Below are 24903 nucleotides of genomic sequence, written 5' to 3'. Positions count from 1 at the left end.
GAAGCGGCGGCGTCGCGCGTCGGCACGGCGAGGCACGAAGCCTCGCGCCGTCACGAGACGGCGTGCGGAGCGTCAGTCACGAACGCGGAAGGAATCCGGCGGCTGCTACGCGCCGATCGGCGGGCGCAGCTGCGGTGGCTCGCTGCGATCGAGCATCGCCACGACGAGCGGCAGCCCCATGCGGGTCGACTGATCGCAGGCGATGCTGCGGGTCGAGCTTGGCGTCAGCGCCTGGGCGCTGTCGGTGGTGGTGATTTCAGGCTCGTCGCTGACGTTCGGGGCCGGCACCGCCGGCGGCGTCTTGACGAATTCGAGCTGGTGACGCGGCGCATCGGAAGCCGCGAACGCGGCCGGCGCGGTGCCGAGCACGATCATCGCCAGCGCGCACAGACATAGTGCCGCTTTGAGCCACGTTGCCGATTTGAGCCACGGCGCCGATTGGAGCCAGAGGCGCAAAGCGGGTCGTGTCGGATCAACGCTGTTTCGATCGAGCCGCATGTCTCTCCGGTCGCATGGCAACTTGCCGAGCTTGGCGAGGCTAGACGCGGACCGGATCGTATCATTGACTTCGCGCAAGGGAAGCGCACGCGGAACTGCGGCCGCTCGTCGCAAGGTGCGACGGCATGACGCGCGCTGCGGAAGCGCCCCGCAGTGCGCGCAGTCCGCCCGCTCAGAACGCCAGCTTGACGGCGCCGGTGACGCCGGCGTCGTTGCCACCCTTGCGGGCAAAGCTGCTGGTGCCGGTCAGCGTCGCGGTGACGTTGCTGGCAACCAGCGCCGAGACGCCCGCCGCGACCCGGCCATAAGTGCCGCCATCGGCCGACACCGGCGTCAGGATCGGCAACAGCGGCGCCGACACCAGCGTGGTGGTGATGGTGTGGCTGGAGCCGAGGAAGTCGTGCGCGGCGGTGAGGTTCAGGAACGGCGCATAGAGGCCGTTGCCGAATTGCAGCGGATAGCGGAATTGCACGCCGGCATCGCCGGTCAGCGTATCGAGCGTCTGACGATCGACCGCCATCGTCAGCAGCACGTCGCCGGCTTCGGTGTAGCCCCGGATCGTGGCGCTGGTATAGTTCAGCCCCGCGATCGGACCGACGCGCAGCTGGCCGACATCGAACAGATAGCCGCCGCGCGCCGCGACGGTGACCACGTCGGCGTTGGTGTTGGCGCGGATGATGTCGATGATGCCGCGACGTTCGAGCGTGAAATCCTGCCGGCCGTAAGCCACCAGACCATCGGCGAACCAGTGCGCGTCAGTGTAGGAGCTGTAGCCGGCGAACTGGAACGCATCGATGCGGTTGCGCGCGTCCTGCACCGCAAGCTTCACGTCCGGCTGCGAATAGCCGAACACGCCGCCCACCCGCCAATTGGCGTTGAGCCGATATTCCAGCCCAAGATATCCGCCCGCCGCGTCGTAATCGTAGCCAGTGGCGTAGAACTGCCGGTCGCGGCTACCGCCCGCATAGCTTGCGGCGCCGTAGACCGACCAGCGATCCGCCGGGTCCGCGAGCGTCACGGCCTTGGTGGGCATCGCCGCCATGGCGGCATTGGGGCCGGAAGGCTGAAAACGCCGGCCAGCGTCGAGGCGATCGAACACCGAATTCGAGAAGCTGCCGAGCAGGCTCGTCGCGATGCCGGCCTGCGGCGTCACCGTGGTCGGCGCGTCGATCTGGTTGGCCATGTAGCTGGCGATCAGCGCCATCGCGGCGCCGGTCGGATGCACGGAATTTTCATAGAAGCAGCCCGCGACATTCACCGCGACAGTGGTTGGTGTCGAGCCGGTGCCAAGCCCGGCCTCGCAGCCGGTGAAGCCCGCGGGCACGCCGGCGAAACCGTACAGCGCCGGATTTTCGGCGACGCGCTGCTGCAGGATGCCGAAATTGAACAGGAAGATGCGCACACCGGCCTGCGCCATCGGCGCCAGCATCAGCTGCGTCTGCTGATAATAGGTGTCGGCCCAGGCGTCGCGCTGCGGCGCGCTGAAATTGAAATGGCCGATCGTCGTCCCCTGCGAGCCGAGCGTCGCCTCTGGAAACCACTTCGAGCTGCCGGTGCCGAGCCAGGCGATGTTACGCGCGCCGGCCGCCACCAATTGCTGCACGCCGCCGACCGCGTTGGCGGCCGACTGCAGCGCGCTCGACACGATGATGGCCGTCTGCGAGGCGACATCGCCGGTGCCGACATTGATGCCCGACAGGTCGTTGCCGCCGATCGACAGCGCAATCAGGTCGCGCTCGGTGAGGCGGATGCCGCTGGCGGCGAACTGTTGCAGCTCGTACGGCAGCCCGTAGCTGCTCGACAGAAACGGCATCGTATTGGTGTTATTGGTGCGGGCGCCGCCGATCGAGAAGTTCGTCAGTCCCGGCAGTCCGTAGATCGATTGCAGCGAGTCGACGAAATTGGTGCTGCCGGTGAAGCGGCAGCTCGTATAGGTCGGGCTGGGACAGGGCCAGAAGTCTGATGGGACCAGCGTATAGGGCGGAAACGGGACATTGATGGTGCCGGTGCCGTACAGGCCGATGAGTCGATACGCACCGCCGGGCGCCGCGCCGGTATCGGCATAGCTATCGCCGAAGCCGTACAATCGCGCGAACTGCGCCTGCGCGGGAGCGAGCGAGGCGCCGAACATTACCGTCATGACGGCGCTTGTCAGGAATGCAGCGCGAATGCGCGAGACTGAAATCGGCGCACGATCACCCGCGCCACCCCTTGAAATACCAAATATCACGAATCACCCCTTCCCCGCTGATGACTATCGGTGAGGTGATCGAATGGGAGCAGCAACTGATAGAAATACGAAATGCACGACTCATTAGTCGTGGTGCTGAGCCCGTCACGACGATGATCGCGATCTGCGGTATCGGCCTATGTCAACGCGAGGTCTCGCCTGTGGCGACGCGATCGAGAAGCGCCAGCAGGCCGCGCAGGATCTGCAGCGGCGGCGGCGGACAGCCGGGAATGTGCAAATCGACCGGGATCACCGCGGAGACGCCGCCGACGACCGCGTAGCTGCCGGCAAAGCAGCCGCCGTCTTTCGCGCAGTCGCCGACCGCGACCACCCATTTGGGTCCGGGCACGGCGTCGTAAGTCAGACGCAGCGCCTCACGCATATTATACGTCACCGGCCCGGTGACCATCAGCACGTCGGCATGGCGCGGCGACGCGACGAAGCGCAGGCCGAACCGCTCGGCGTCGTAATACGCGTTGCTCAGCGCGTGGATTTCCAGCTCGCAGCCGTTGCACGAGCCGGCATCGACCTCGCGGATCGCAAGGCTGCGGCCGAGCGCACGGCGCGCGCGGGTGCCGACCAGCGCGGCGAGTTCGGCGGCCGCCGCATCATCCGGCGCGGGCGCGACCTCCGTCAGAGATCTTGCGAACAGGCTTTCGAACAGCAGCTTGCGCATCGCTACAGATCCACGCCCGAATAGGAGCAGTTGAACGACTTATTGCACAGCGGGAAGTCGGCGATGATGTTGCCCTCGATCACCGCTTCCAGCAGCGGCCATTGAAACCACGACGGATCGCGCAGATGGCAGCGCTCGACGACGCCGCCCTGCAGCCGCAGCCAGACCAGAATATCGCCGCGAAACCCTTCGACCAGCGCCATGCCTTCGCAGACCTGCGCCGGCAGCGTCGGCGCGACGAAAATGTCGCCGCGCGGCAGCCGGTCGAGAATTTGGTCGACCAGTGCGAGGCTCTGCTCGGTCTCGCGAATCCGGATCCAGACCCGCGCGTCGACGTCGCCCTCGGTCAGCACCGGGACATCGAAGCGCAGCTCGTCATACGGCGCGTAGCCGAGCGTGCGTCGCGCGTCGAAGGAGCGGCCGGAGGCACGGCCGACGAAGCCGCCGGCGGCGTATTGATCGGCCAGCGCCGGCTTCAGCGTGCCGGTCGCGACGGTGCGGTCCTGCAGCGACGCTGTGCTGTCGTAGAGCGCGATCAGCGCCGGCAGCTTTGTCCGCACCACGGCCAGGGCCGCGCGGAGCGCCGCCACGCCAGCATCGTCGAGATCGCGCGCGACGCCGCCGGGCGTCACCACGTCGCGCATCAGGCGATGGCCGAAGGCTGTGTCGGCGGCGCGCAGCACGTTCTCGCGCAGCACGCCGAACTGCGCCAGCATGATGGCGAAGGCCGCATCGTTGCAAATCGCGCCGATGTCGCCGAGGTGATTGGCGAGGCGCTCGAGCTCGGCGCACAGCGCCCGCAGCCACACCGCGCGAGCAGGCACGGCGATCTCCGCCGCGGCCTCGACCGCGCGCGCAAACGCCAGCGCATACGCCACCGTCGAATCGCCCGAGACGCGGCCGGCGAGCTGCGCGGCGCGGGGCAGATCGGCGCCGGCGATCAGCCCGTCGATGCCCTTGTGGACATAGCCGAGCCGCTGCTCCAGCCGCACCACGGTCTCGCCGCTGACGGTGAATCGGAAATGGCCGGGCTCGATGATGCCGGCATGCACCGGACCGACCGCGACCTGATGCGTGCCGGCGCCTTCGACCGGCAGGAAACGATAGGCAGGCGACGGCGCATCTGCTTCAACGCGCTCGCCGAGCGGCGTGCGGACGCCCCATTGGCCGTGATCGAGCCACGGCCGGTCGTCGATCGCACCTTCGGGCTTCAGGCCGAACAGATCGGTGATCGTGCGTTCCAGCCGCAGCGCCGGCAGATGCCTCGCCGCGACCGAGGGAAATGTGCCGTTCGGGCAGTCGAGGCTGATGACGCCGATCTCGCCGCTGCGCGGATCGAACAGCGCCATGTGCACGCGCGAAGGCTCGCCCCACAGCGACAGCAATTGCCACTGCCGCTCGCTCAGCATCCGGACCGCGAAGCTCCACACCGCGCGATCGACCACCGTGCGGGGCCACGGCCGATGCCGCGCCACCTGCAGGCCTTCGAGGTTGAGATCGATCAGCGACGGCATCGGATCAGTTGCTCCCTAACCCAACAGCTTGGCGACGTGCTGGAACCAGGCCACCACCGGCGCCGGCAGATACACGCCGGCGACGAGTACCAAGGTCAGATGCGCGAACATCGGCACGTAGGACGCCTGCACCGGCTGCCGGCTGCCGCGCGGCGCGCCGAAGGCGATGCCGGTGAGCCGCAGCGTCAACGCGCCGAACGCCACCAGGATGCCGAACACCAGCAGCAGCGCCAGCCAGGGCGAGCGCGCGAAGGTCGACGACACCAGCAGGAATTCGCTCATGAAGATGCCGAGCGGCGGCAGCCCGGCGATCGCCACCACGCCGACCACGAGCCCCCAGCCGAGCACCGGATGGGTCTCAGTGATGCCGCGGATCTTCGCCAGCGACTGCGTGCCCTTGACCTGGGTGATGTGGCCGACCGCGTAGAAGATCGCCGACTTGGTCAGGCTGTGCATCACCATGTGCAAGAGGCCTGCGAAATTCGCCAGCGGCCCGCCCATGCCGAACGCGAACACGATGATGCCCATGTGTTCGATCGACGAATAGGCGAACAGCCGTTTGATGTCGCGGCGGCGATACAGCATGAAGGCGGCGAACAGCAGCGACCCCAGCCCCATCACGATCATCAGCACGCCGGGCGGCATCGCGTCGCCATTGGCGGCGAGCAGCATCTTGAAGCGCAGCAGCGCATACAGGGCGACGTTGAGCAAGAGGCCGGACAGCACCGCCGAAATCGGTGTCGGGCCTTCGGCGTGCGCATCCGGCAGCCAGGCATGCAGCGGCGCGAGGCCGACCTTGGTGCCGTAGCCGAGAAACAGGAACACGAAGGCGACGTTGAGCAGCGCCGCGTCGAAGCCGGAGGCGCGCGCCACCAGCACGGTCCAGATCATGCCGTCCGGCCCCTCGCCGACGACCGGCCGCGCCGCCATGTAGATCAGGATGGTGCCGAACAACGCCAGCGCGATGCCGACGCTGCCGAGAATGAAGTATTTCCACGCCGCCTCGAGCGCCGCCGGCGTCCGATAGATGCCGACCATCAGCACCGTGGTCAGCGTCGCCAACTCGACCGCCACCCACATCAGGCCGATATTGTTCGACATGAACGCCAGGTTCATGCCGAACATCATGATCTGATACATCGCGTGGTAGAACCGCAGATAGGTCGGCGTCAGCTTGCCGGTCTCGAGTTCGTGGGCGATGTAGCTGGCGCTGAACAGACTGGTGGTGAAGCCCACGAAGGTGTTCAGCACGATGAAGACGATGTTGAGATCGTCGACCAGGATGTACGGCCCCGGCGCCGGGCGCGGCAGCACCAGTAGCGAGGCGGCGCAAAGGAAACTGCCGAGACTCGCCAGCACGTTGAGTTTCGCGGTGAGCTTGTAACCCGGCAGCAGTGCCAGCACGACAGCCGCGCAGACCGGGATCAGCAGCACGCCCACCACCGGATCGATCCCGGACATCGTCATGTCCGCTCTCCGCGCGAGACGTCGAGCTGCGAGACATCGACCGAGTCGAAGCGTTCGCGGATCCGGAACAGCACGATGCCGATCACGATGAAGGCGATCAGCACCGAGAACGCGACGCTGATCTCGACCACCAGCGGCATGCCCTTGGCGCCGGCGGCGGCGAGGATCAGCCCGTTCTCCAGCGACATGAAGCCGACCACCTGGCTGACGGCGTTGCGCCGCGTCACCATGAACAGCAGGCCGAGCAGCACCACGGACAGCGCGAAGGCGAGATCTTCGCGCGCCAGCGCATCGGCATCGGCGGTGACGCGCAGCATCAAGGCCAGCGACAATGCCACCAGCCCCATGCCGGCCAGCATGGTCGGGCCGATGCCCACCACGGTCTCGATGTCGCGATGGATTCCGAGCCTGTAGACGATCCGGCGCAGCGCCACCGGAATGATGATCGCCTTGAACAACAGCGCGATCGCCGCGGTAACGTAGAGATGCGGCGCGTCCTGGATCAGCGCCTGCCACGCCACCGCCGCCGACAGCATGATCGCGTGCAGCGCGAACACGTTGAGCAGCGACGTCAACCGGTCCTGATACAGCATCATGAACGAAACCAGCACCAGGCCGCCGGCCAGCGAATGCGAGATGTCGAAAGCGAGCCCGTGCATCGCTACAGCCCCTTCGACACAAAGAGGAGAAGCGTGCCTAGCAGGCCGAGCATCAGCGCCGCGCCGAGGAACTGCGGCACGCGGAACACCCGCATCTTGGCGGTGGCGGTTTCGAACACCGCCAGCAGGAAGCCTGCGATGGTGATCTTGAGCAGATACAACGCGGCGCCGGCCACGTAGGCCGCGAGGCCGGCGCCGAAGATGCCGATGCCCCAGGGATAGAACAGGCAGACGATCAGCGAGACATAGAGCAGCAGCTTGAGCTGCGCGCCGAATTCGATCAGCGCCAGATGCCGGCCGGAATATTCCAGGATCATCGCCTCGTGCACCATGGTGAGCTCGAGATGGGTCGAGGGATTGTCGATGGGGATGCGGGCGTTCTCGGCGAGCGCCACCATCACCAGCGCGATCATGGCGAGCCCGAGCGAGACGCGCAGGCCGACCGCGGTGGAGGCGATGTAGTCGGCGACGGTCGACAGATGCGTCGAGCCGGCCACCAGCGCGACGCAGAACACGATCATCAGCATTGCCGGCTCGGCGAGCGCCGCGATCATCACTTCGCGCGACGAGCCGATGCCGCCGAACGAGGTGCCGATATCCATGCCGGCGAGCGCGAGAAAGAACCGCGCGGTGCCGAGCAGCGCGACGATGACGATCAGATCGGCGGTCCAGTTGAATAGCAGCCCGGTGGCGAAGGTCGGCACCAGCGCGGCCGCGACCCAGATCGCCGCGAAGGTGACGTAGGGCACGGCGCGGAACAGCCATGAGGCGTTGTCGGCCAGCACGACTTCCTTGCGCAGCAGCCGGATCAGATCGCGATAGGGCTGCAGCAGCGACGGGCCGCGGCGGCGCTGCAGCCGCGCCTTGATCTTGCGGATGAAGCCGGTGAGCAGCGGCGCCAGCAGGAACACCAGCAGCATCTGCACGCCCTGCACGGCAATGTCGGTGATCACATCCATATCGCGAGCACCAACAGCAGCGTGACGAGGGTGGCGAACACCAGGCTGAGATAGCCCCGGATGGTGAGGAGCTGCAGCCGGTTCAGCCGAACGGCCGTGCCGACGATGCCGTTCGCGAGCGGCGCGTAGATCCGTTCCCACACCTGATCGTGCAGTTCGATCCGCAGCCGCGCCGGTGCGACGTCGCCGGGCGGCGGCATTGTGACGTGGTCGCGGGCGCGGAAGATCAGCGTGCCGAACACCCGGCGGATCGGCTGCGCGAAACCGGCCGCGGAATATTGCGCGAGCGGTGCCGGCTCGGTGAAGCCGCAGCCCCAGGCCGGCCCGCGGCGCACCGCGCCGGACGAGACCAGCCGGATCGCCACGAAGGCCAGCGATGCCGACACTGCGATGAACACCGCGACCAGGAGCCCATTATACGAGCCGCGGCTCTCGGTGATCGGCACGATCGACAGCCACGCCAGCGGCGTCTGCGCCGGAAGACGGCCGCCGAGAATGTCGGCTGCGATCGGCGCCAGCGCGTCCATCACGAAGCCGGGCAACACGCCGGCGGCAAGGCACAGCACGGCGAGGATGATCATCGCCGACAGCGAGAAGCGATCGACCTCGTGCGCCTGCCTCGGCGCTTCGCCGCGCGGCCGACCGAGGAAGGTGACGCCGTAAGCCTTGACGAAACAGGCCGCCGCCAGCGCCGCCGCGAGCGCCATCAGCGCGCCGACTGCGGGCACCAGAATCTTCAGGCCCCATTGCGGCAGCTCCGGGCTCTGCAGCACCGCCTGGAAAATTAGCCACTCGGAGACGAAGCCGTTGAATGGCGGCAGCGCCGAGATCGCGATGCTGCCGGCAAGAAACACCGCGCTGGTCACCGGCATGCGGTGGATCAGCCCGCCGAGCCGGTCCATGTCGCGCTCGCCGGTCGCGCTCAGCACGGCGCCGGCGCCGAAGAACAACAGGCTCTTGAACAGCGAGTGGTTGAAGACGTGAAACAGCGCCGCCGTGAACGCCAGCGCCGCCGGCAACTTCTCGTCATTGGCCTGAAACGCCAGCGCGAGGCCGAGGCTGACGAACACCACGCCGACGTTCTCGATCGTCGAATAGGCCAGCAGCCGCTTCAGGTCGCTTTCCATCAGCGCATAAAGAATGCCGACCGCCGCGGTGACGCCGCCGAACGCCAGCACCACGCCGGAGGTCGACCAGTCCGGCGTGCCGAGAAGATCGAACACCACGCGGATGAAGCCGTAGATCGCCACCTTGGTCATCACGCCGCTCATCAGCGCCGAGACGTGGCTCGGCGCCGCCGGATGCGCCAGCGGCAGCCAGACATGCAGCGGCACTAAGCCGGCCTTGGAGCCGGCGCCGAGCAGCATCAACAGCAGCACCAGCGTCGCCACCCAGGGCGCATGCGGCGCGATGCGGATGGTGGCGAAATCGTAAGCGCCCGCGGTGCCGGCGAGCAGCCCGAACGCGAGCAGCAGCATCAGCGTGCCGAAACTCGCCATCAGCAGATACACATAGCCGGCGCGGCGATTGGCGGGGTCGCGGTGATGCGCCATCACCAGCGCCCACGACGCCAGCGACATGAACTCCCAGCTCAACAGATAGGAGAACGCATCGGCGGCGAGCACCACCATGTTCATGCCGGCGAGGAACGCCGGATAGAACGGCAGTACGCGATGCGGCGCGTGCTCGTGGCGGCCATAGCCGAGCGCGTACAGGCTGGCGAGCGTGCCGCCGAGATTGACCACGACGAGGAAGAACGCGGCGAGTGCGTCGAGCCGCAGATGCGCGCCGAGCCACGGCAGCCCGATCGGCAGGACGCGCTCGGCGGCGACGTTCGCGTGCAGCAGCAGCCAGCTCAGCGCACTGCCGGTGGCGACCGCGCAGCACAGCAACGTCGCGGAATAGATCACGACCGTGGCGAACCGTGGGCTGCGGCTGAGCGCGACGGCAACCACCGCGAGCGCCAGCAGCGCGGTCACGCACCAGAGCTGAACCGCAAGGGCACTCATCAACCGCGCACTCCCGCGGCGCGCCAGATTCGGCGCGCGAGGGACGTCTGTATGCGATCCTGCGGCCGAGCCATCATCTGCGATCTCGCCCCATGCGCATCGGGGTCGACCTCAATTCCATTCCCAGCGCTGCACTCGCGTGAGCGGCAACGCGCAGCGCCGCCTCGCTCGCGGAGCCAGGCGTATGACGATCTCTCATTATCCGAATTGCAGCACGTCTATCAATCATCTATTTTTGATCCGCATAAATGATATTTCAGATATCACATCGAGCCTTTCCGCTGGAGTTTGCCATCAGCCCTCGCTTTCGATTTATGCCAGCTCAAGGTTCCATTGCGGCGATCAACCCGCAAGCCTGCGGGACCGACGTCCAAGGTCGCAGTTGACCGAGGCCCGAGGCGGCGCGCAGTAAGGCGCTCCCCGCAAAGGACCGCCATGTCCGACGACACCCCGACCCGGCCGACGCCCAGTCTCGCACAATTGCTCGACGCGATCCGCTTCCTCACCATCCTGCCAGTGCCGAATTCGGAGCGTGCGCCGGAGCCGGACTGGCTGACGCGCGCCATGACATTCTTCCCGGTCGTCGGTGTCGGCATCGGCGTGATCTCGGCGATGGTGCTGGTGCTCGGCAATTCGCTGTTCGGCCCCGGCGTCGCGGCTCTGCTCGCCGTCGCCGCCTCGGTGATGGTGACGGGCGCGATGCACGAGGACGGCCTAGCAGACACCTTCGACAGTTTCGGCGGCGGCTGGTCGGTCGAGCGGCGACTGGAGATCATGAAGGACAGCCGGCTCGGCACCTATGGCGGGCTGGCGCTCGGCCTCGACGTCGCGCTGCGTGCCACCGCGCTGGCGCAGCTGCCGCTATGGGCCGCACTCGCCGCTTTGGTCGCCTGCCACGCCGCGGCACGGGCGACGCCGGGATTCGTCACCCGGAAACTATCCTATGCCGGCAATATCAGCGGCATGAAGGTGAGCTACGCCGACGCGCCGATGCGCAAGGACGAGTTCGTGCTGGTGCTGATCACCGTCGCGCTCGCATCGCTGCCGCTGCTGCTGGTGTCGCCGGTGGCTCTGATCGCAGGGCTCGGCGGCGGCGCCGCGCTGGCCGCGCTGATGACGAGGTGGGCAAAGCGCCTGCTCGGCGGCTACACCGGCGACGTGCTCGGCGCGGTGGAGCAGATGTTCGAGATCGGGTTTCTGCTGGGCGTGGCCGCGGTGCTGGCTGCGTAGTTGATCCGAAAGCCTCTCCCCGTCATTGCGAGGAGCACCCGGATCGACGCTTCGCGTCGTCCGAGTACAGGCTCCGCGACGAAGCAATTTAGCGCAGCGTTCGGCGCTTCTGGATTGCTTCGCTTCGCTCGCAATGACGGAGAGAACGCGTCAGTGGCTGATCATCCACGGCCTTGCCGTCGGAAAGCCCTTGGCGCCGCTCTTGGTGCGGGTCTGCAGGCGCGCGGGCTTCTTCAGGCCGGAGCAGCAGCCGCAGCCCGGGGCGTGCTTGGCCTTGTACTCGCCGACGCTCATCGGCGCGTGGCGGCTCTTCTCGTTGGTGGCGTGCGCACTCCGCTGCGCCGCCGGCATGCAGGAGAAGTTCGGCGCAGTGAGGATCACCCGCGGCGAGGTGGTCTCGCACACCGGGCACGGCTGCGGCGCTTCGTATTCAGCCATCGGCCGCAGATCGGTGAACGGCCCGCAGGCGTCGCACATGTATTCATAGACTGGCATCGTCGTTTTCCCTTGCGCAGACGATTGGGTTCCTTGCGCTGGGAGCGGGGCGGAAAATACACACCGTCCCGCTCCCTTCGCGCAGGGAAGTCTGAGAGTCCGATTGAAGACCTCTCCCCGTCATTGCGAGCGAAGCGAAGCAATCCAGCGCCGAGCACTGGGCTTCTGGATTGCTTCGTCGCTTCGCTCCTCGCAATGACGTTGGGGGGTCGCTCGGACTCGAACGCTGTTACTTGTCCTGCGAGATCGGCATCTGGATGTCGCCCTTGATGTGTTTCACCGGGCCGGCCGAGCTCGGCATCATGTCGAAGTCGAAGATCTCGGTCGGCAGCCATAGCGTGGCGCAGGCGTTGGGGACGTCGACGACGCCGGAGATGTGGCCCTGCACCGGCGCGGTGCCGAGGATCGAATAGGCCTGGGCGCCCGAGTAGCCGAACTTCTTCAGATACTCGATGGCGTTGAGGCAGGCCTGGCGATACGCGACGGTGACGTCGAGATAATGCTGCTTGCCCTGCTCGTCGACCGAGATGCCCTCGAAGATCAGATAGTCCTTGTAGTTCGGCGTCACCGGCGACGGCTTGAAGATCGGGTTCTTGATGCCGTATTTCGAGACGCCGTCCTTGATGATGTCGACCTTGATGTGCAGCCAGCCGGCCATCTCGATGGCGCCGCAGAAGGTGATTTCGCCGTCGCCCTGGCTGAAGTGCAGATCGCCCATGGAAAGACCGCCGCCCGGCACGTAGACCGGGAAGTAGATCTTCGAACCGCGCGACAGATCCTTGATGTCGCAATTGCCGCCGTGTTCGCGCGGCGGCACGGTGCGGGCGCCCTCGGCACCGGCCTTGGCTTTCGCATCGCCGGTCAGCTTGCCCATGTGGGCGGTCGGGCCGAACGGCGGGTTGGCGAGGCCGGGCACGCGGGTCGGGTTGGTGGCGATCAGGCCGGTCTCGCGCTCGTTCCAGGTCGCCAGCAGCTTCGGATCGGGCAGACAGCCGATCAGGCCGGGATGGATCAGGCCGGCGAAGTTCACGCCCGGGATGTGGCGCGACGAGGTGTACATACCCTTGAAGTCCCAGATCGACTTCTGCGCCAGCGGGAAGTGATCGGTGAGGAAGCCGCCGCCGTTCTGCTTGGAGAAGAAGCCGTTGAAGCCCCACAGGCTCTCCTTCATCGGGCCGACATCGAGCAGGTCGACCACGAGCAGATCGCCAGGCTCCGCGCCCTTGACGCCGATCGGCCCCGACAGGAAGTGCACGATCGACAAATCGATGTCGCGGACGTCGTCGGCGCTGTCGTTGTTCTTGATGAAGCCGCCGGTCCAGTCGTAGGTCTCGACGATGAAGTCATCGCCGGGATTGACCCACGCGGCCATCGGGATGTCCGGGTGCCAGCGGTTGTGGACCATCTCGTTGTCGTAAGCGGACTGCGTGAGATCGACCTTGATCAATGTCTCTGGCATCGGAAGCTCCCTTTTGAACCAGTGGACTTAGTTAGAGAAACAGACTCAGACGGACAGATATTTGGCGACCTGCGCCTCATCGACGCTGGCGCGCGGATCGTCGCGGACGATCTCGCCGTTCTCGATCACCAGCACGCGGTCGGCGACGTCGAGCGCGAAGCTCAGCACCTGCTCGGAGACGATGATCGACAGCCCCTTGGTGTCGCGGATTCGCTTCAGCGTTCGCCCCATCTCCTTGATGATGGACGGCTGGATGCCCTCGGTCGGCTCGTCGAGCAGCAGCACTTTCGGCTTGGTGGCGAGCGCGCGGGCGATCGCGAGCTGTTGCTGCTGGCCGCCGGACAGATTGCCGCCGCGCCGGCTCTTCATTTCGAGCAGCACCGGAAACAATTCGTAGAGATCGCCCGGCACATCCTTCTCGCCGGAGACGACGAGCCCGGTCTCGATGTTCTCCTTCACCGTCATGGTCGAGAAGATCATGCGGCCCTGCGGCACGTAGGCGAGGCCCTTGGCGACGCGCTCGTAGCTCTTCAGCCCGCCGAGCTCGGCACCTTCCATCGAGATCGAACCCGAGCGCTGCGGGATGATGCCCATCAGCGATTTCATCAGCGTGGTCTTGCCCATGCCGTTGCGGCCCATGATCGCGACGATCTCGTTCGGCGCGACATTGATGTTGAGCCCGTGCAGCACCTCGCTCTGGCCGTAGGCGACATGCAGATCGTTGATAGCAAGCATGATCGTGCTCTCCTTACCCGTTGCGATAGGCTCCCTCTCCCCGCGCGCGGGGAGAGGGTCGGGGTGAGGGGGCGTCGCCGCGAGTCGCAGAGGCTCGGCCTCGAGGAGACGCTCCCTCACCCGGCCCGCATCTGACGATGCGTGCCGACCTCTCCCCGCACGCGGGGAGAGGTGACGTCGCGTTGCTTTGCAGTTGACGAACGAACAGCATGCTCAGTGGCCCAGATACACTTCGATGACCTTGGGATCGTTCTTCACCGTGTCCATGGTGCCCTCGGAGAGGATCTGGCCCTGGTGCAGCACGGTGACCTTGTGGGCGATGTCTTCGACGAACTTCATGTCGTGCTCGATCACCAGCACCGAGCGGTCCTTGATGATGGTGTGCAGCAGCTCGGCGGTCTTGACGCGCTCGGATACGCTCATGCCGGCGACCGGCTCGTCGAGCATCAGCAAATCGGGGTCCTGGATCAGCAGCATGCCGATCTCGAGCCACTGCTTCTGGCCGTGGCTGAGCAGGTCGGCGCTCATGCCGAGCTTGTCCTTGAGGAAGATCGCTTCGGCGACTTCCTCCACCCGTTCGCGCACCGCCGGCGTACGCTGGAACGCCAGCGCGCCGAACACCGAGCGGCCCTGCGGATAGGAGATCTCCAGATTCTCGAACACCGTGAGGTCTTCGTAGATCGACGGCGTCTGGAACTTGCGGCCGACGCCGGCCTGGACGATCTGGTTCTCCTTCATCTTGGTAAGATCCTTGCCGCGAAAATGGATCGCGCCGGACGTCGCCTTGGTCTTGCCGCAGATCAGATCGAGCACCGTGGTCTTGCCGGCGCCGTTGGGGCCGATGATGACGCGGATCTCGTTCTCCTCGACGTAGAACGACAGATCGTTGACCGCCTTGAAGCCGTCGAAGGACACGGTGAGCCCTTCCACCGCCAGCAGGAAGTCGGGCTGTTGATGGCCGATCAGCATGGTTGCCTCCCTATTCCGCAGGGGCGCCGTCGGCGACCCTGCCGAACGACTTGCCGCTGGTGTGATCCGATCCGGGCTTGCGCTTGCTGATCAGTCTGTCGATCAGCGGCTGGACGTAATCGCGCCAGATCCCGGCGAGTCCGTTCGGGAAGATCAGCACCACCGCGATGAACAGCGCGCCGAGGCCGAACAGCCAGAGCTGCGGGAAGGATTCCGACAGGCTGGTCTTGGCGAAATTGACCAGCAGCGTTCCGTAGATCGCGCCGAAGATCGACAGCCGGCCGCCGACCGCGGTGTAGATCACCATCTCGATCGACGGCACGATGCCGACGAAGGACGGCGACATGAAGCCGACGTTGAGGGTGAACATCGCGCCGCCGATCGCCGCGAACATCGCCGCGAGGCAGAACGCGAAGATCTTGAAATTGGCGACGCTGTAGCCGGAGAACCGCACCCGGTCCTCCTTCTCGCGCATCGCCACCAGGATGCGACCGAGCTTGGAGTGCCGCACGAATAGCGCCAGCAGGATGCAGCCGAACAGGAACGCGACCTCGACGAAGTACAGCACCACCTTGGCGTGGTCGGGACGGATGTCCCAGCCCTTCAGCGTGCGCAGATCTGTGATGCCGTTGATGCCGCCGGTGTAGCCCTGCTGGCCGATGATCAGGATGGTCAGGATCGCGGCGATCGCCTGGGTGATGATCGCGAAATACACGCCGCCGACGCGCCGCTTGAACATCGCCGCGCCGATCAGATAGGCGAAGAAGGCCGGGATGATCAGGATGGCGAGGATCGTCAGCGTCAGGCTGTGGAACGGCTGCCAGAAGAACGGCAGCTGGGTGATCTGATTCCAGTCCATGAAATCCGGGATGCCCGGAGTGGACTGGATCTTGGTGTTCGCGACGCTGGAGGCCTCCAGCTTGAGATACATCGCCATGCCGTAGCCGCCGAGGCCGAAGAACACGCCCTGCCCGAGGCTGAGGATGCCGCCGAAGCCCCAGCACAGCACCAGACCGAGCGCGACGAACGCGTAGGTCAGGTACTTCGCCACGAGGTTGAGGCGGAAGACGTCCAGCGACAGCGGCAGGATGACGACCAGCAGCAGGGCAAGCGCGGCGAGACCGATCAGATCCGAGCGGCTGAGGAAGCGTGGGCTTTCCATGTCGGTCATCCTCTTACTTGCGGACCTTGAGGGCGAACAGGCCTTGCGGGCGCACCATCAGGATCGCCACGATGGCGAGCAGCGTCAGCACCTTGGCCATCGAGCCGGACATGAAGAACTCCATGGTCGACTGCGCCTGCGAGATGCTGAAGGCCGAAGCGATGGTGCCGAACAGGCTGGCGGCGCCGCCGAACACCACGACCAGGAAGGTGTCGACGATGTAGAGCTGGCCCGAGGTCGGCCCGGTCGAGCCGATCATGGTGAAGGCGCTGCCGGCGACCCCTGCGATGCCGCAACCGAGCCCGAAGGTGTAGCGATCGACCTTCTCGGTGTTGATGCCGACCGCGCCGGCCATCACCCGGTTCTGCACCACGGCCCGGACCTGGCGGCCCCAGCGCGATTTGTACATCACATAAGCGACGGCCGCGGTGATCAGGAATGTCAGGCACATCACGAAGATGCCGTTGATCGGCACTTCGATGGTGTCGGTGATCTGCTTGGAGCCGAGCATCCACTGCGGCAACTCGACGCCGACTTCGCGCGCGCCGAAGATCGACCGATAGGCCTGCTGCAGGATCAGCGACAATCCCCAGGTCGCCAGCAGCGTATCGAGCGGGCGTTTGTACAGGTGCCTGATTAATCCCCATTCGACCAGCATGCCGAGCGCGCCGGAGGCGAAGAAGGCGAGGATCATCGCGACGAAGAAGTAGCCGGGAAACAGCGCCGGCAAGTAGGTCTGAAATGCGTTCGACGTCATCCAGGTGACGTAGGCGCCCAGGATCATGAACTCGCCGTGCGCCATGTTGATGACGCCCATCTGGCCGAAGATGATCGCCAGCCCCAGCGCCATCAGCACGTAGACCGAGAACAGGATCAGGCCGGCAAAGCCCTGCATCGCGAAGATCGCGCCGAGATCGCCAATCGAATAGTCGCCGAACATGGAGGCTGCCCCTGCTAGTTGAAATGATCCGGACGCGGTGAGTGACCGGCGCCAGCCCCGCTCACCGCCGTCATGCGCGGGCTTGACCCGGGCATCCATCTTCTTGCGAAGAGGATGGATCGCCGGGTCGGGCCCGGCGATGACGGTTGTGTGCGGAGCGACGCTGGCGCGCTGCTTACTGATAGCCCTTCGGGAACGGATCGGGCTCGACCAGGTCGGCGGTCTCGTAGACCAGTTCGTACTGACCATCCGCCTTGGCCTTGCCGACGCGGGTCTTGGACCAGAGGTGATGGTTCTCGTGGATCCGGACGTAGCCTTCCGGCGCGCCCTTGAACTCGACGCCCGGAGAGGCCGCGGCGATCTTGTCGACATCGAACGAGCCGGCCTTCTCGACGGTCAATTTCCACAGCCACGGGCCGAGATAGGCAGCCTGGGTGACGTCTCCGATCACCGTCTTTTCGCCCCACATCTTCTTGAAGTCTGCGACGAACTTCTTGTTGTTCGGATTGTCGAGCGACTGGAAGTACTTCATGCAGGCGTAGGCGCCCGCGATGTTCTCGCCACCGATGCCGTCGATTTCGTCCTCGGTCACCGAGATCGTCAGCAGCGTCTGCTTGGACAGGTCGATGCCGGCCGCCTTGAGCTGCTTGTAGAACGCCACGTTGGAGCCGCCGACGATGATCGCGTAGATCACGTCCGGCTTGGTCAGCTTGATCTTGTTGATGACCGAGTTGAACTGGGTGTGGCCGAGCGGGAAGTATTCTTCGCCGACGACCTTGCAGCCCTGCAGATGGCCCTCGATGTGCTTGCGAGCGATCTTGTTGGAGGTGCGCGGCCAGATGTAGTCGGAGCCGAGCAGGTAGAAGCTCTTGGCATTCTTGGTCTTGTTGACCCAGTCGAGCCCCGCGATGATCTGCTGGGTCGCTTCCTGGCCGGTGTAGATGACGTTCTTGGACTGCTCGAGGCCTTCATAGAAGGTCGGGTAGTACAGCATGCCGTTATACTGTTCGAACACCGGCAGCACCGCCTTGCGCGAGGCCGAGGTCCAGCAGCCCATCACGGCTGCGCATTTGTCGTTGACCAGCAGCTTCTTGGCCTTCTCGGCGAAGGTCGGCCAATCGGACGCGCCGTCTTCCTGCACGAACTTGATCTTGCGGCCAAGCACGCCGCCGGCGGCGTTGATCTGCTCGATCGCCAGCTTTTCGGCCTGCACCGAGCCGGTTTCCGAGATCGCCATCGTGCCCGTGACCGAGTGCAGGATGCCGACGGTGACTTCGGTATCCGTCACCGCGAGCCCGGTGGTGTTGACGGCGGAGGTTGCCGGCGCCTGGGCGAACGACGTGCGCGGCAGCATCGTCATCGCCGGAATGGCGGCCATTCCCATCAGAAGCTTGCGCCGGAACGGTGAGTGAAGGCCCTGCTGTTTGTCGTCTGCCATGAACTACCCCTTCGTTGTGTTGGACGCGTGTGCAGCCGGGGCAAACGATCGGCGAATTTTAGCGCTGTACCGATACGCAAGATCACGTATGTTGCATCGCAAGATCGCGACGTAGGTTTTTCACGCAAGGGAGCGTGGCAGCGGGGAGAGCGGCATTGGCGGGGCGGCAGCGCATAGACCGCGTTCGGCGCCAGTATAATCAGTGGGTCGCTAATCAGACCCTCGAGGACTACGCGCTTCGCTTCACCGCCAAAAGCGCGCGGCGCTGGTCCGCGCTTCGCGTCGCCAACACCGCGCTCGGCGCGATTTCGTTTCTGGCACTGGAGGCGATCGGCGGCACCATCACGCTGAACTACGGTGTCACCAACGCCACCGCCGCGATCCTGGTGGTCAGCGTGATCATCTTCTGCTGCGGCCTGCCGATTGCCTATCACGCAGCCAGATGTGGCGTCGATATAGACTTGCTCACGCGCGGCGCCGGATTCGGCTATATCGGCTCGACGGTCACGTCGCTGATCTATGCCTCTTTTACATTCATCTTCTTCGCCATCGAGGCTGTTATCCTGGCCAAGGCGCTGGAGATGTGTTTCGGCCTGCCGCTGGCGTTCGGCTATCTGTTCAGCGCGGTGGTGATCATTCCGCTGGTGATGTACGGCATCACGCTGATCAGCCGGTTTCAGCTATGGACCCAGCCGTTCTGGATCCTGCTGCACATCCTTCCGTTCGCGGCGATCGCCATCAAGAGCCCGGAGTCGTTCGTCGAGTGGAGGAGCTTCTCCGGTGCCCATGGCAATCCGGACGGTCACCTCGATCTCTTGCTGTTCGGCACCGCCGCCTCCGTGGTGTTCGCCCTGGTGGCGCAGATCGGCGAACAGGTGGACTTCCTGCGCTTCCTGCCGCGCGACCGCCGCACCTCGAAAACGGCATGGTGGATGGCCATGATCAGCGCCGGCCCAGGATGGATCGTGCCCGGCGCGCTCAAGCTGATTGCCGGCTCGTTCCTGGCGTATTTCGCGCTGAGCCACGGCGTCGGCGCCGAGGACGCCGCCGAGCCGTCGCACATGTATCGCGAGGCGTTCCGCTACGTGCTGGCGCAGCCGGAACTGGCGCTAGCGCTGACCGGCGCATTCGTGATGCTGTCGCAGATCAAGATCAACGTCACCAACGCCTATGCGGGTTCGATCGCCTGGTCGAACTTCTTCTCGCGGCTGACCCACAGCCACCCCGGCCGCGTCGTCTGGCTGGTGTTCAACGTGCTGGTGGCGCTGCTGCTGATGGAGATCGGCGTCTACAAGGCGCTGGAACATACGCTGGCGCTCTACTCCAACGTGGCGATCGCCTGGGTCGGCGCGCTGGTCGCCGACCTCGTGATCAACCGCCCGCTCGGGCTGCGGCCGCGGCAGATGGAGTTCAAACGCGCGCATCTCTACGACATCAACCCGGTCGGCGTCGGCTCGATGGCGATCGCGACCGTGATGTCGATTACCGCGTTCTACGGCGTGTTCGGGCCCACCGCGAAGGCGCTGGCGCCGTTCGTCGCGCTGCTGGCAGCGTTCGTCGCCGCACCGGCGATCGCGCTGCTCACCGGCGGCCGTTACTACATCGCGCGCAAGCCCAAGCGAAGCTGGCAGAACCTGCCGGCGATCAAGTGCTGCATCTGCGAGCATGCGTTCGAGCCGGAGGATATGGCGCACTGCCCGGCCTATGCGGGGCCGATCTGCTCGCTGTGCTGCTCGCTCGATGCCCGCTGCCACGACCTCTGCAAGCCGCACGCGCGGTTCGATGCGCAGTTCGCCGACACGCTCGGCAAGGTTCTGCCGCAGCGCGTCCTGGCGCTGCTCAACTCACAGGTCGGGCACTATCTCGGCGTCTTCACGGTGTCGGTCGGCCTGGTCGGCATCACCCTGCTGATGATCTATCTGCAGGCCGCCCCCGCGACCGATGCGCAGCACATTCTGCTGTCGGAGATCCTGTGGAAGCTGTTTTCGGCGCTGGTCATCATCGTCGGCGTCGTGACCTGGCTGTTCGTGCTGGCGCGGCAGAGCCGGCAGGCCGCCGAGGCAGAGACCCGGCGGCAGACCACGCTGCTGATGCAGGAGATCGACGCGCACAGCCAGACCGACGCCGAACTGCAGCGCGCCAAGGAAGTCGCAGAATCCGCCAATCTGGCGAAGAGCCGCTACGTCGTCGGCCTCAGCCACGAGCTGCGCTCGCCGCTGAACGCAATCAGCGGCTACGCGCAACTGCTCGAGCAGGACAACACGCTGCCACCGCGACCGCGCGATCAGATCCGGCTGATGCGGCGCAGCGCCGATCACCTCTCCGGCCTGATCGACGGGCTGCTGGACATCTCCAAGATCGAGGCCGGCCGGCTGTATTTGTCGCGCGACGAAGTGCGGTTCGGCGAATTCCTCGACCAGCTGGTCGGCATGTTCCGGCTGCAGGCGGCCAGCAAGGGCGTCGAGTTCGTCTTCAAGCGCCCGCAATATCTGCCGCCGGTGGTCTATGCCGACGAGAAGCGGCTGCGCCAGGTGCTGATCAACCTGTTGTCCAACGCCATCAAGTTCACCCAGCAGGGCAGCGTCCACTTCATCGTGCACTACCGCAACCCGGTGGCCGAGCTCGAAGTCCGCGACACCGGACCCGGCATCCATGCCGACGACCTCGAGCGCATCTTCGCGCCGTTCGAACGCGGCGCGCTCGGCGTGTCGCAGCCGCACACCGGCACCGGGCTGGGTCTCACGATCAGCAAGCTGCTCGCCGGCGTGATGGGCGGCGATCTCAGCGTCACCAGCACGCTCGGTCAGGGCTCGACATTCCGTGTCAAGCTGCTGCTGTCGGAAGTCGCCAACCCGACCCGCACCCGCGCGATCCGCGCGCCGGTTCTCGGTTATCACGGCCCGCGCAAAACCATTTTGATCACCGACGACGATCCGGCGCAGCGCAATCTGCTGCAGGAACTTCTTTCGCCGATCGGCTTCATCGTGTTGAGCGCGCCGGACGGCTTCACCTGCGTCAGCCTCGCCGAGCATTGCCAGCCCGATCTGTTCCTGCTCGATATTTCGATGGCCGGCATGGACGGCTGGACCGTGGCCGAAACGCTGCGCACCAACGGCCATCACCACGCCCGCATCCTGATGGTGTCGGCGAGCGCCATCGAGGCGCACGGCGCACCGCTGGCGCAGCCGTTCCACGACGGCTACCTGATGAAGCCGGTCGACATTCCGCGGCTGCTCGAACAGATCGGGCAGCTCCTCAAAGTTGAATGGATCTACAAGGGCGAAGCGCTCGAAACGCACGAAGCCTTGGGCGAAATTCTGACCCCGCCGATGCAGCACGTCGAGGAATTGATCGAGCTCGGCAAGATCGGATACATCCGCGGCATCGAATCAAAGCTGGATCAGATCAACACCGACTATCCGGAATCGGGGCTGTTCGTGTCGCAGATGCGCGTGCTGGTCGAGCAATTCGATCTCGATCAGTACATGAAGACCTTGGACACGCTGTATCGCCATGACCAATGACCTGAAGAAGCGCGATATCGTTCTCGTCGTCGACGACTCCCCGGAGACGCTGCGGATGCTGACCGACGCGCTCGACGGCGCCGGCATGACCGTGATGGTGGCGCTCGACGGCGCGGCGGCGATGCGGATCGTGGAGCAGATCACGCCCGACATCATCCTGCTCGACGCGATGATGCCGGGGCTCGACGGCTTCGAGACCTGCCGGCGTCTGAAGCGCAGCCCGGTGCTGTCGGACGTGCCGGTGATCTTCATGACTGGCCTCACCGAGAGCGAACACATCGTGCGCGGGCTCGAGGCCGGCGGCGTCGACTACGTCACCAAGCCGATCGTGATCGCCGAGATGCTGGCGCGCATCCGCGTGCATCTCGGCAATGCGCGGCTCAGTCAGAGTGCGCGCGCGGCGCTCGACGTTTCGGGCAGATTTCTGCTGGCGGTCGACCGGGTCGGCAAGGTGCTGTGGGCGACCCCGCAGGCGCAGAAGCTGCTCGCCGCTGGCGAAGCGTCGGAAGACGGGGTGAGGCTCGACCTGCCCAAACCCTGGCTCGATTGGCTGGAGCAGGTGCATAGCGGGCTCGCGCAGGCGAAGGCCCCGATGAAAGCCTCATTGCTGCGCAATGACGAACTACGGCTGCAATATATGGGGAAGCTCGGTCCCAACGAATTCCTGCTGCGGCTGGCGCGCGAGAGTTCGACCGAATCGCCGAAGGAGTTCGCGACGGAGTTCGGGCTCACCAGCCGTGAAAGCGAAGTGCTGGCCTGGCTGAGCAAGGGCAAGACCAACCGCGACATCGCGCAAATCCTCGGCCTCAGCCCCCGCACCGTCGATAAGCATCTCGAACAGATCTACGCCAAACTCGGCGTCGAAAACCGCACCGCGGCGGCCGCGATTGCAACCGGGGCGAACCGGCGGGACAATTGAGTGGCCGGCATGACGTGGGAGGCCCGAGTTGCAAATCCGCTGAACCAACCCGAGCGCTGCTGAGCACAAGGCTCAACGCAAAATGGCCGGGACGAGCCCGGCCATGACGACGATTGTGCGGGAGTTCAGTGCGTGTTGCTGTCCTGCCAACGCTCCAGGTCGGGCTTGGAGGGCGCGTCCTTGGTGGTCTGCGAGCTCTGATCGGGCTTCTTCCAAGGCTCGCGGGTGCCGCTCTTCATCGCGTCGCCGGGACGATCGTCGGGCTTTTTGTCGTCGTCCATGCTTACTCCAATCTGAGGTTGTCCTCGGCGGCGCTGACCACGCGTTTGGCTTTGTTACCAACCTCGCCGACGGCGTTCATCACGCCTTCGGGCGTCAGGCCCTGCCGCCGCGCCTCTTCGGTCGCCGCACTTACAGCGTCGCGCGCGGCGGCGCCGACACGCTCATTGGCGTGGCTGACGAACTCACGCGCCTGGTTCTTGAAGTCATCGCTGGTTTCGCCGAACAAATCGGCCTCGACTGTCGTCGATGGCAACGACGCCGCAATCCCGGCGCCGATGGCGAGACCCAGCGCGCCGAGAAGCAGTGGCTGCTCTTCGAACAGCTCGCTGACCTGAGACCGGGCGGCGCCGAACAGTTCTGCTCCACGCTCCGGAATCTCGCGTCCCGCATCGCTCACGCGATCGAACGCTGCCGTCCCGGTTTCACGAACCGCGCTGACGACACTCGAGGCTTTGGCGTTCGCGTCGCTCAGGCTGTCACCGATCCGATCCTGCACATCGTGCATCCGGGCCCGGCCGGCATCGACGAGATCAGAGGCCATGTCGGGCACGCGATCGAGCCCGGTGCTATGCGCCAGCCGCGACACGCGTTCACCGGTCTTAGCGCCGGTGAACAGCCACAATACGCCCATTCCGATCAGCGCCGTGGACACGGGATTACGGCGCACCGCGTCGCCGAGTTCGTGAATGAAAGGCATCGCCTTTTTACTGTCGGTCACTTCACCATCTCCTTGGCCGCGACCTTGTCGCGCTGCAACTGATCAATCGTAACGGTCGGCTTCAAGGTCTCGGGCGACAAACGGCTGACGCCGATCCACATCAAGGCGCCGGCAACGATCACGGCGCCACCGCCCGTGATCAGATAAGCCACCGATGCGGAGAAACCGTTCTCGATGAGCAGGGCCGCGAGCGCGAACAGCAGCACCACCAGCCCAGGGATCAGGATCACTGCCCCTGCACCCAGCATCGCCACCGCGCGGCCGATTTGTCCGATCTTGTCGGACATCTCGGCACGCGCCAGATCGAATTCGTTGCTGATCAGCTTGGAGAACTGGTTGAAGGCGTCTCCGACCAGTTCAGGAATCGATCGATTTCCCGGTCCCGAGGACATGGTCATCGTCAGCTCCGATCCTCGTCATTGAAGCGAGGCGCTGCCGCGCTCTGCTGCCGCGCGCTCCCAGAGCTCTTCAGGAAACGCACCGCGCCAAACCCTGCAAGCACGGCCAACCCGAGGAATGCGGTCGGCTGACGGCGGGCGAAGTCCTGAACACCACGGACCAGCGTCGAAATATCGCCCTGCTGCACGGTGTCGGAGATCTCTTCGACCTTCGAGGCCGCCTTGCGCAAGTAAACGCCAGCGACCGGCAAGTCGTTATCGAACTCTCGCGATGCCCGGCGGATCGCCTCGGCAACGCCGCCGATGTAATCGGCGCCCGCCGCTCGCTGCTCGTTGGCTCGGCTCTTTATAGCTTCCGTCGCCTCAGAGGCGAACTCGCGTGCAGCCCCGGCCAATCCCTCCGCCTGGGCGCGGGCTGCGTCGACCGATTCCTCGGCTAGACCGACCACCCGATCCTTGAGATCGCGTCCGGTGTCGGACGCCTGATCCGCGACATCGTTGACGGCGTTCTGCGCATCCTTCTTGACCGCCTTGAGCGGCTGGGCGGTCCGCGCCCCGGCACCGTTGCCAGCTTTGTCGTTTTGTCCCGTCTTCTCGAACTGCTCAGCCATCCCGGATCTCC

The 24903-nt window shown here is 65.4% G+C and carries 22 protein-coding genes; 3 read left to right on the top strand and 19 right to left on the bottom strand.

Annotation, left to right across the window (positions count from 1 at the left end):
• Positions 1 to 105: 105 nt before the first annotated feature.
• From LPW26_RS19430 to hyfB, 8 genes are all read right to left on the bottom strand, one after another.
• Positions 106 to 456 carry a hypothetical protein gene (locus LPW26_RS19430; protein ID WP_238737251.1) on the bottom strand — a complete coding sequence of 117 codons (351 nt, stop codon included), beginning with the start codon at positions 454 to 456 and terminating at the stop codon, positions 106 to 108.
• Between the two features lie 214 nt (positions 457 to 670).
• On the bottom strand, positions 671 to 2638 hold the full coding sequence (locus tag LPW26_RS19425) for an autotransporter outer membrane beta-barrel domain-containing protein (RefSeq protein WP_238737250.1): 1968 nt from the start codon (positions 2636 to 2638) through the stop codon (positions 671 to 673).
• Between the two features lie 232 nt (positions 2639 to 2870).
• Positions 2871 to 3404 carry an NADH-quinone oxidoreductase subunit B family protein gene (locus tag LPW26_RS19420; protein WP_238737249.1) on the bottom strand — a complete coding sequence of 178 codons (534 nt, stop codon included), beginning with the start codon at positions 3402 to 3404 and terminating at the stop codon, positions 2871 to 2873.
• A 2-nt stretch (positions 3405 to 3406) separates the two neighbouring features.
• Complete coding sequence (locus LPW26_RS19415) at positions 3407 to 4918, bottom strand: hydrogenase large subunit (protein WP_238737248.1); 1512 nt, start codon at positions 4916 to 4918, stop codon at positions 3407 to 3409.
• Between the two features lie 15 nt (positions 4919 to 4933).
• Positions 4934 to 6385, bottom strand: a complete 1452-nt coding sequence (locus LPW26_RS19410; protein ID WP_238737247.1) for a hydrogenase 4 subunit F — start codon at positions 6383 to 6385, stop codon at positions 4934 to 4936.
• Positions 6382 to 7044, bottom strand: coding sequence for a hydrogenase-4 component E (locus LPW26_RS19405; RefSeq protein ID WP_238737246.1), 663 nt, complete (start codon positions 7042 to 7044; stop codon positions 6382 to 6384). The genes LPW26_RS19410 and LPW26_RS19405 overlap by 4 nt, the downstream gene beginning before the upstream one ends.
• A gap of 2 nt (positions 7045 to 7046) precedes the next feature.
• Positions 7047 to 8003 carry a respiratory chain complex I subunit 1 family protein gene (locus LPW26_RS19400; RefSeq protein ID WP_238737244.1) on the bottom strand — a complete coding sequence of 319 codons (957 nt, stop codon included), beginning with the start codon at positions 8001 to 8003 and terminating at the stop codon, positions 7047 to 7049.
• Positions 7994 to 10012, bottom strand: a complete 2019-nt coding sequence (gene hyfB, locus LPW26_RS19395) for a hydrogenase 4 subunit B (protein WP_238737242.1) — start codon at positions 10010 to 10012, stop codon at positions 7994 to 7996. Before hyfB ends, LPW26_RS19400 begins: the two co-directional genes overlap by 10 nt.
• 435 nt (positions 10013 to 10447) lie before the next feature.
• Here hyfB and cobS point away from each other — a divergent pair, with 435 nt between their 5' ends.
• The gene (gene cobS / locus LPW26_RS19390) at positions 10448 to 11242 is read left to right on the top strand and encodes an adenosylcobinamide-GDP ribazoletransferase (protein WP_238737241.1); all 795 of its coding nucleotides are present in this window, start codon (positions 10448 to 10450) and stop codon (positions 11240 to 11242) included.
• 150 nt (positions 11243 to 11392) lie between these two features.
• Here cobS and LPW26_RS19385 read toward each other — a convergent pair whose 3' ends face one another.
• The 7 genes from LPW26_RS19385 to urtA all read right to left on the bottom strand — a co-directional run bounded on the left by LPW26_RS19385 (position 11393) and on the right by urtA (position 18440).
• Positions 11393 to 11737 (bottom strand): FmdB family zinc ribbon protein, encoded by a 345-nt coding sequence (locus LPW26_RS19385; protein WP_238737240.1) that lies wholly within the window; start codon positions 11735 to 11737, stop codon positions 11393 to 11395.
• 229 nt (positions 11738 to 11966) lie between these two features.
• Complete coding sequence (fmdA, locus tag LPW26_RS19380; protein ID WP_238737239.1) at positions 11967 to 13196, bottom strand: formamidase; 1230 nt, start codon at positions 13194 to 13196, stop codon at positions 11967 to 11969.
• Positions 13197 to 13241: 45 nt separating this feature from the next.
• The gene (gene urtE, locus LPW26_RS19375; RefSeq protein ID WP_238737238.1) at positions 13242 to 13931 is read right to left on the bottom strand and encodes an urea ABC transporter ATP-binding subunit UrtE; all 690 of its coding nucleotides are present in this window, start codon (positions 13929 to 13931) and stop codon (positions 13242 to 13244) included.
• A 213-nt stretch (positions 13932 to 14144) separates the two neighbouring features.
• A complete protein-coding gene (gene urtD / locus LPW26_RS19370; protein WP_238737237.1) occupies positions 14145 to 14900 on the bottom strand; it encodes an urea ABC transporter ATP-binding protein UrtD in 756 nt (251 codons plus the stop codon).
• Between the two features lie 10 nt (positions 14901 to 14910).
• Entirely contained in the window at positions 14911 to 16062 is a 1152-nt protein-coding gene (gene urtC, locus LPW26_RS19365; protein ID WP_238737236.1) for an urea ABC transporter permease subunit UrtC, read from the bottom strand.
• Between the two features lie 13 nt (positions 16063 to 16075).
• A complete protein-coding gene (gene urtB / locus LPW26_RS19360) occupies positions 16076 to 17002 on the bottom strand; it encodes an urea ABC transporter permease subunit UrtB (protein ID WP_238737235.1) in 927 nt (308 codons plus the stop codon).
• Positions 17003 to 17177: 175 nt separating this feature from the next.
• Positions 17178 to 18440, bottom strand: coding sequence for an urea ABC transporter substrate-binding protein (gene urtA, locus LPW26_RS19355; protein ID WP_238737233.1), 1263 nt, complete (start codon positions 18438 to 18440; stop codon positions 17178 to 17180).
• 155 nt (positions 18441 to 18595) lie between these two features.
• On the opposite strand from urtA, the gene LPW26_RS19350 reads away from it, so the two are divergent.
• Complete coding sequence (locus LPW26_RS19350) at positions 18596 to 21964, top strand: hybrid sensor histidine kinase/response regulator (RefSeq protein ID WP_238737230.1); 3369 nt, start codon at positions 18596 to 18598, stop codon at positions 21962 to 21964.
• Positions 21954 to 22883 (top strand): response regulator transcription factor, encoded by a 930-nt coding sequence (locus LPW26_RS19345; RefSeq protein WP_238737228.1) that lies wholly within the window; start codon positions 21954 to 21956, stop codon positions 22881 to 22883. Before LPW26_RS19350 ends, LPW26_RS19345 begins: the two co-directional genes overlap by 11 nt.
• Positions 22884 to 23008: 125 nt before the next feature.
• Here the strand turns inward: LPW26_RS19345 and LPW26_RS19340 are convergent, their stop codons facing one another.
• From LPW26_RS19340 to LPW26_RS19325, 4 genes are read right to left on the bottom strand one after another with little or no spacing between them, the layout of a single operon-like run.
• Positions 23009 to 23164 (bottom strand): hypothetical protein, encoded by a 156-nt coding sequence (locus LPW26_RS19340; RefSeq protein WP_238737227.1) that lies wholly within the window; start codon positions 23162 to 23164, stop codon positions 23009 to 23011.
• Between the two features lie 2 nt (positions 23165 to 23166).
• Positions 23167 to 23883 (bottom strand): hypothetical protein, encoded by a 717-nt coding sequence (locus tag LPW26_RS19335; protein ID WP_319942185.1) that lies wholly within the window; start codon positions 23881 to 23883, stop codon positions 23167 to 23169.
• Entirely contained in the window at positions 23880 to 24281 is a 402-nt protein-coding gene (locus LPW26_RS19330; RefSeq protein ID WP_238737226.1) for a phage holin family protein, read from the bottom strand. The genes LPW26_RS19335 and LPW26_RS19330 overlap by 4 nt, the downstream gene beginning before the upstream one ends.
• 2 nt (positions 24282 to 24283) lie before the next feature.
• Positions 24284 to 24892 (bottom strand): hypothetical protein, encoded by a 609-nt coding sequence (locus LPW26_RS19325; RefSeq protein WP_238737225.1) that lies wholly within the window; start codon positions 24890 to 24892, stop codon positions 24284 to 24286.
• Between the last annotated feature and the right edge of the window lie 11 nt (positions 24893 to 24903).

It is taken from the genome of Rhodopseudomonas infernalis (assembly GCF_022271405.1).
Lineage (GTDB): Bacteria > Pseudomonadota > Alphaproteobacteria > Rhizobiales > Xanthobacteraceae > Rhodopseudomonas > Rhodopseudomonas infernalis.
Note: the sequence above shows the minus strand (reverse complement) of the source record. Positions and strands in the feature narration are given on the sequence as shown.

What these genes read in the sequence shown, in the direction of transcription:
- LPW26_RS19425 (WP_238737250.1), bottom strand. Translation starts at nt 2,638, where the DNA reads ATGACGGTAATGTTCGGCGCCTCGCTCGCTCCCGCGCAGGCGCAGTTC.
- LPW26_RS19420 (WP_238737249.1), bottom strand. Translation starts at nt 3,404, where the DNA reads ATGCGCAAGCTGCTGTTCGAAAGCCTGTTCGCAAGATCTCTGACGGAG.
- LPW26_RS19415 (WP_238737248.1), bottom strand. Translation starts at nt 4,918, where the DNA reads ATGCCGTCGCTGATCGATCTCAACCTCGAAGGCCTGCAGGTGGCGCGG.
- LPW26_RS19410 (WP_238737247.1), bottom strand. Translation starts at nt 6,385, where the DNA reads ATGACGATGTCCGGGATCGATCCGGTGGTGGGCGTGCTGCTGATCCCG.
- LPW26_RS19405 (WP_238737246.1), bottom strand. Translation starts at nt 7,044, where the DNA reads ATGCACGGGCTCGCTTTCGACATCTCGCATTCGCTGGCCGGCGGCCTG.
- LPW26_RS19400 (WP_238737244.1), bottom strand. Translation starts at nt 8,003, where the DNA reads ATGGATGTGATCACCGACATTGCCGTGCAGGGCGTGCAGATGCTGCTG.
- hyfB (WP_238737242.1), bottom strand. Translation starts at nt 10,012, where the DNA reads ATGAGTGCCCTTGCGGTTCAGCTCTGGTGCGTGACCGCGCTGCTGGCG.
- cobS (WP_238737241.1), top strand. Translation starts at nt 10,448, where the DNA reads ATGTCCGACGACACCCCGACCCGGCCGACGCCCAGTCTCGCACAATTG.
- LPW26_RS19385 (WP_238737240.1), bottom strand. Translation starts at nt 11,737, where the DNA reads ATGCCAGTCTATGAATACATGTGCGACGCCTGCGGGCCGTTCACCGAT.
- fmdA (WP_238737239.1), bottom strand. Translation starts at nt 13,196, where the DNA reads ATGCCAGAGACATTGATCAAGGTCGATCTCACGCAGTCCGCTTACGAC.
- urtE (WP_238737238.1), bottom strand. Translation starts at nt 13,931, where the DNA reads ATGCTTGCTATCAACGATCTGCATGTCGCCTACGGCCAGAGCGAGGTG.
- urtD (WP_238737237.1), bottom strand. Translation starts at nt 14,900, where the DNA reads ATGCTGATCGGCCATCAACAGCCCGACTTCCTGCTGGCGGTGGAAGGG.
- urtC (WP_238737236.1), bottom strand. Translation starts at nt 16,062, where the DNA reads ATGGAAAGCCCACGCTTCCTCAGCCGCTCGGATCTGATCGGTCTCGCC.
- urtB (WP_238737235.1), bottom strand. Translation starts at nt 17,002, where the DNA reads ATGTTCGGCGACTATTCGATTGGCGATCTCGGCGCGATCTTCGCGATG.
- urtA (WP_238737233.1), bottom strand. Translation starts at nt 18,440, where the DNA reads ATGGCAGACGACAAACAGCAGGGCCTTCACTCACCGTTCCGGCGCAAG.
- LPW26_RS19345 (WP_238737228.1), top strand. Translation starts at nt 21,954, where the DNA reads ATGACCAATGACCTGAAGAAGCGCGATATCGTTCTCGTCGTCGACGAC.
- LPW26_RS19340 (WP_238737227.1), bottom strand. Translation starts at nt 23,164, where the DNA reads ATGGACGACGACAAAAAGCCCGACGATCGTCCCGGCGACGCGATGAAG.
- LPW26_RS19330 (WP_238737226.1), bottom strand. Translation starts at nt 24,281, where the DNA reads ATGACCATGTCCTCGGGACCGGGAAATCGATCGATTCCTGAACTGGTC.
- LPW26_RS19325 (WP_238737225.1), bottom strand. Translation starts at nt 24,892, where the DNA reads ATGGCTGAGCAGTTCGAGAAGACGGGACAAAACGACAAAGCTGGCAAC.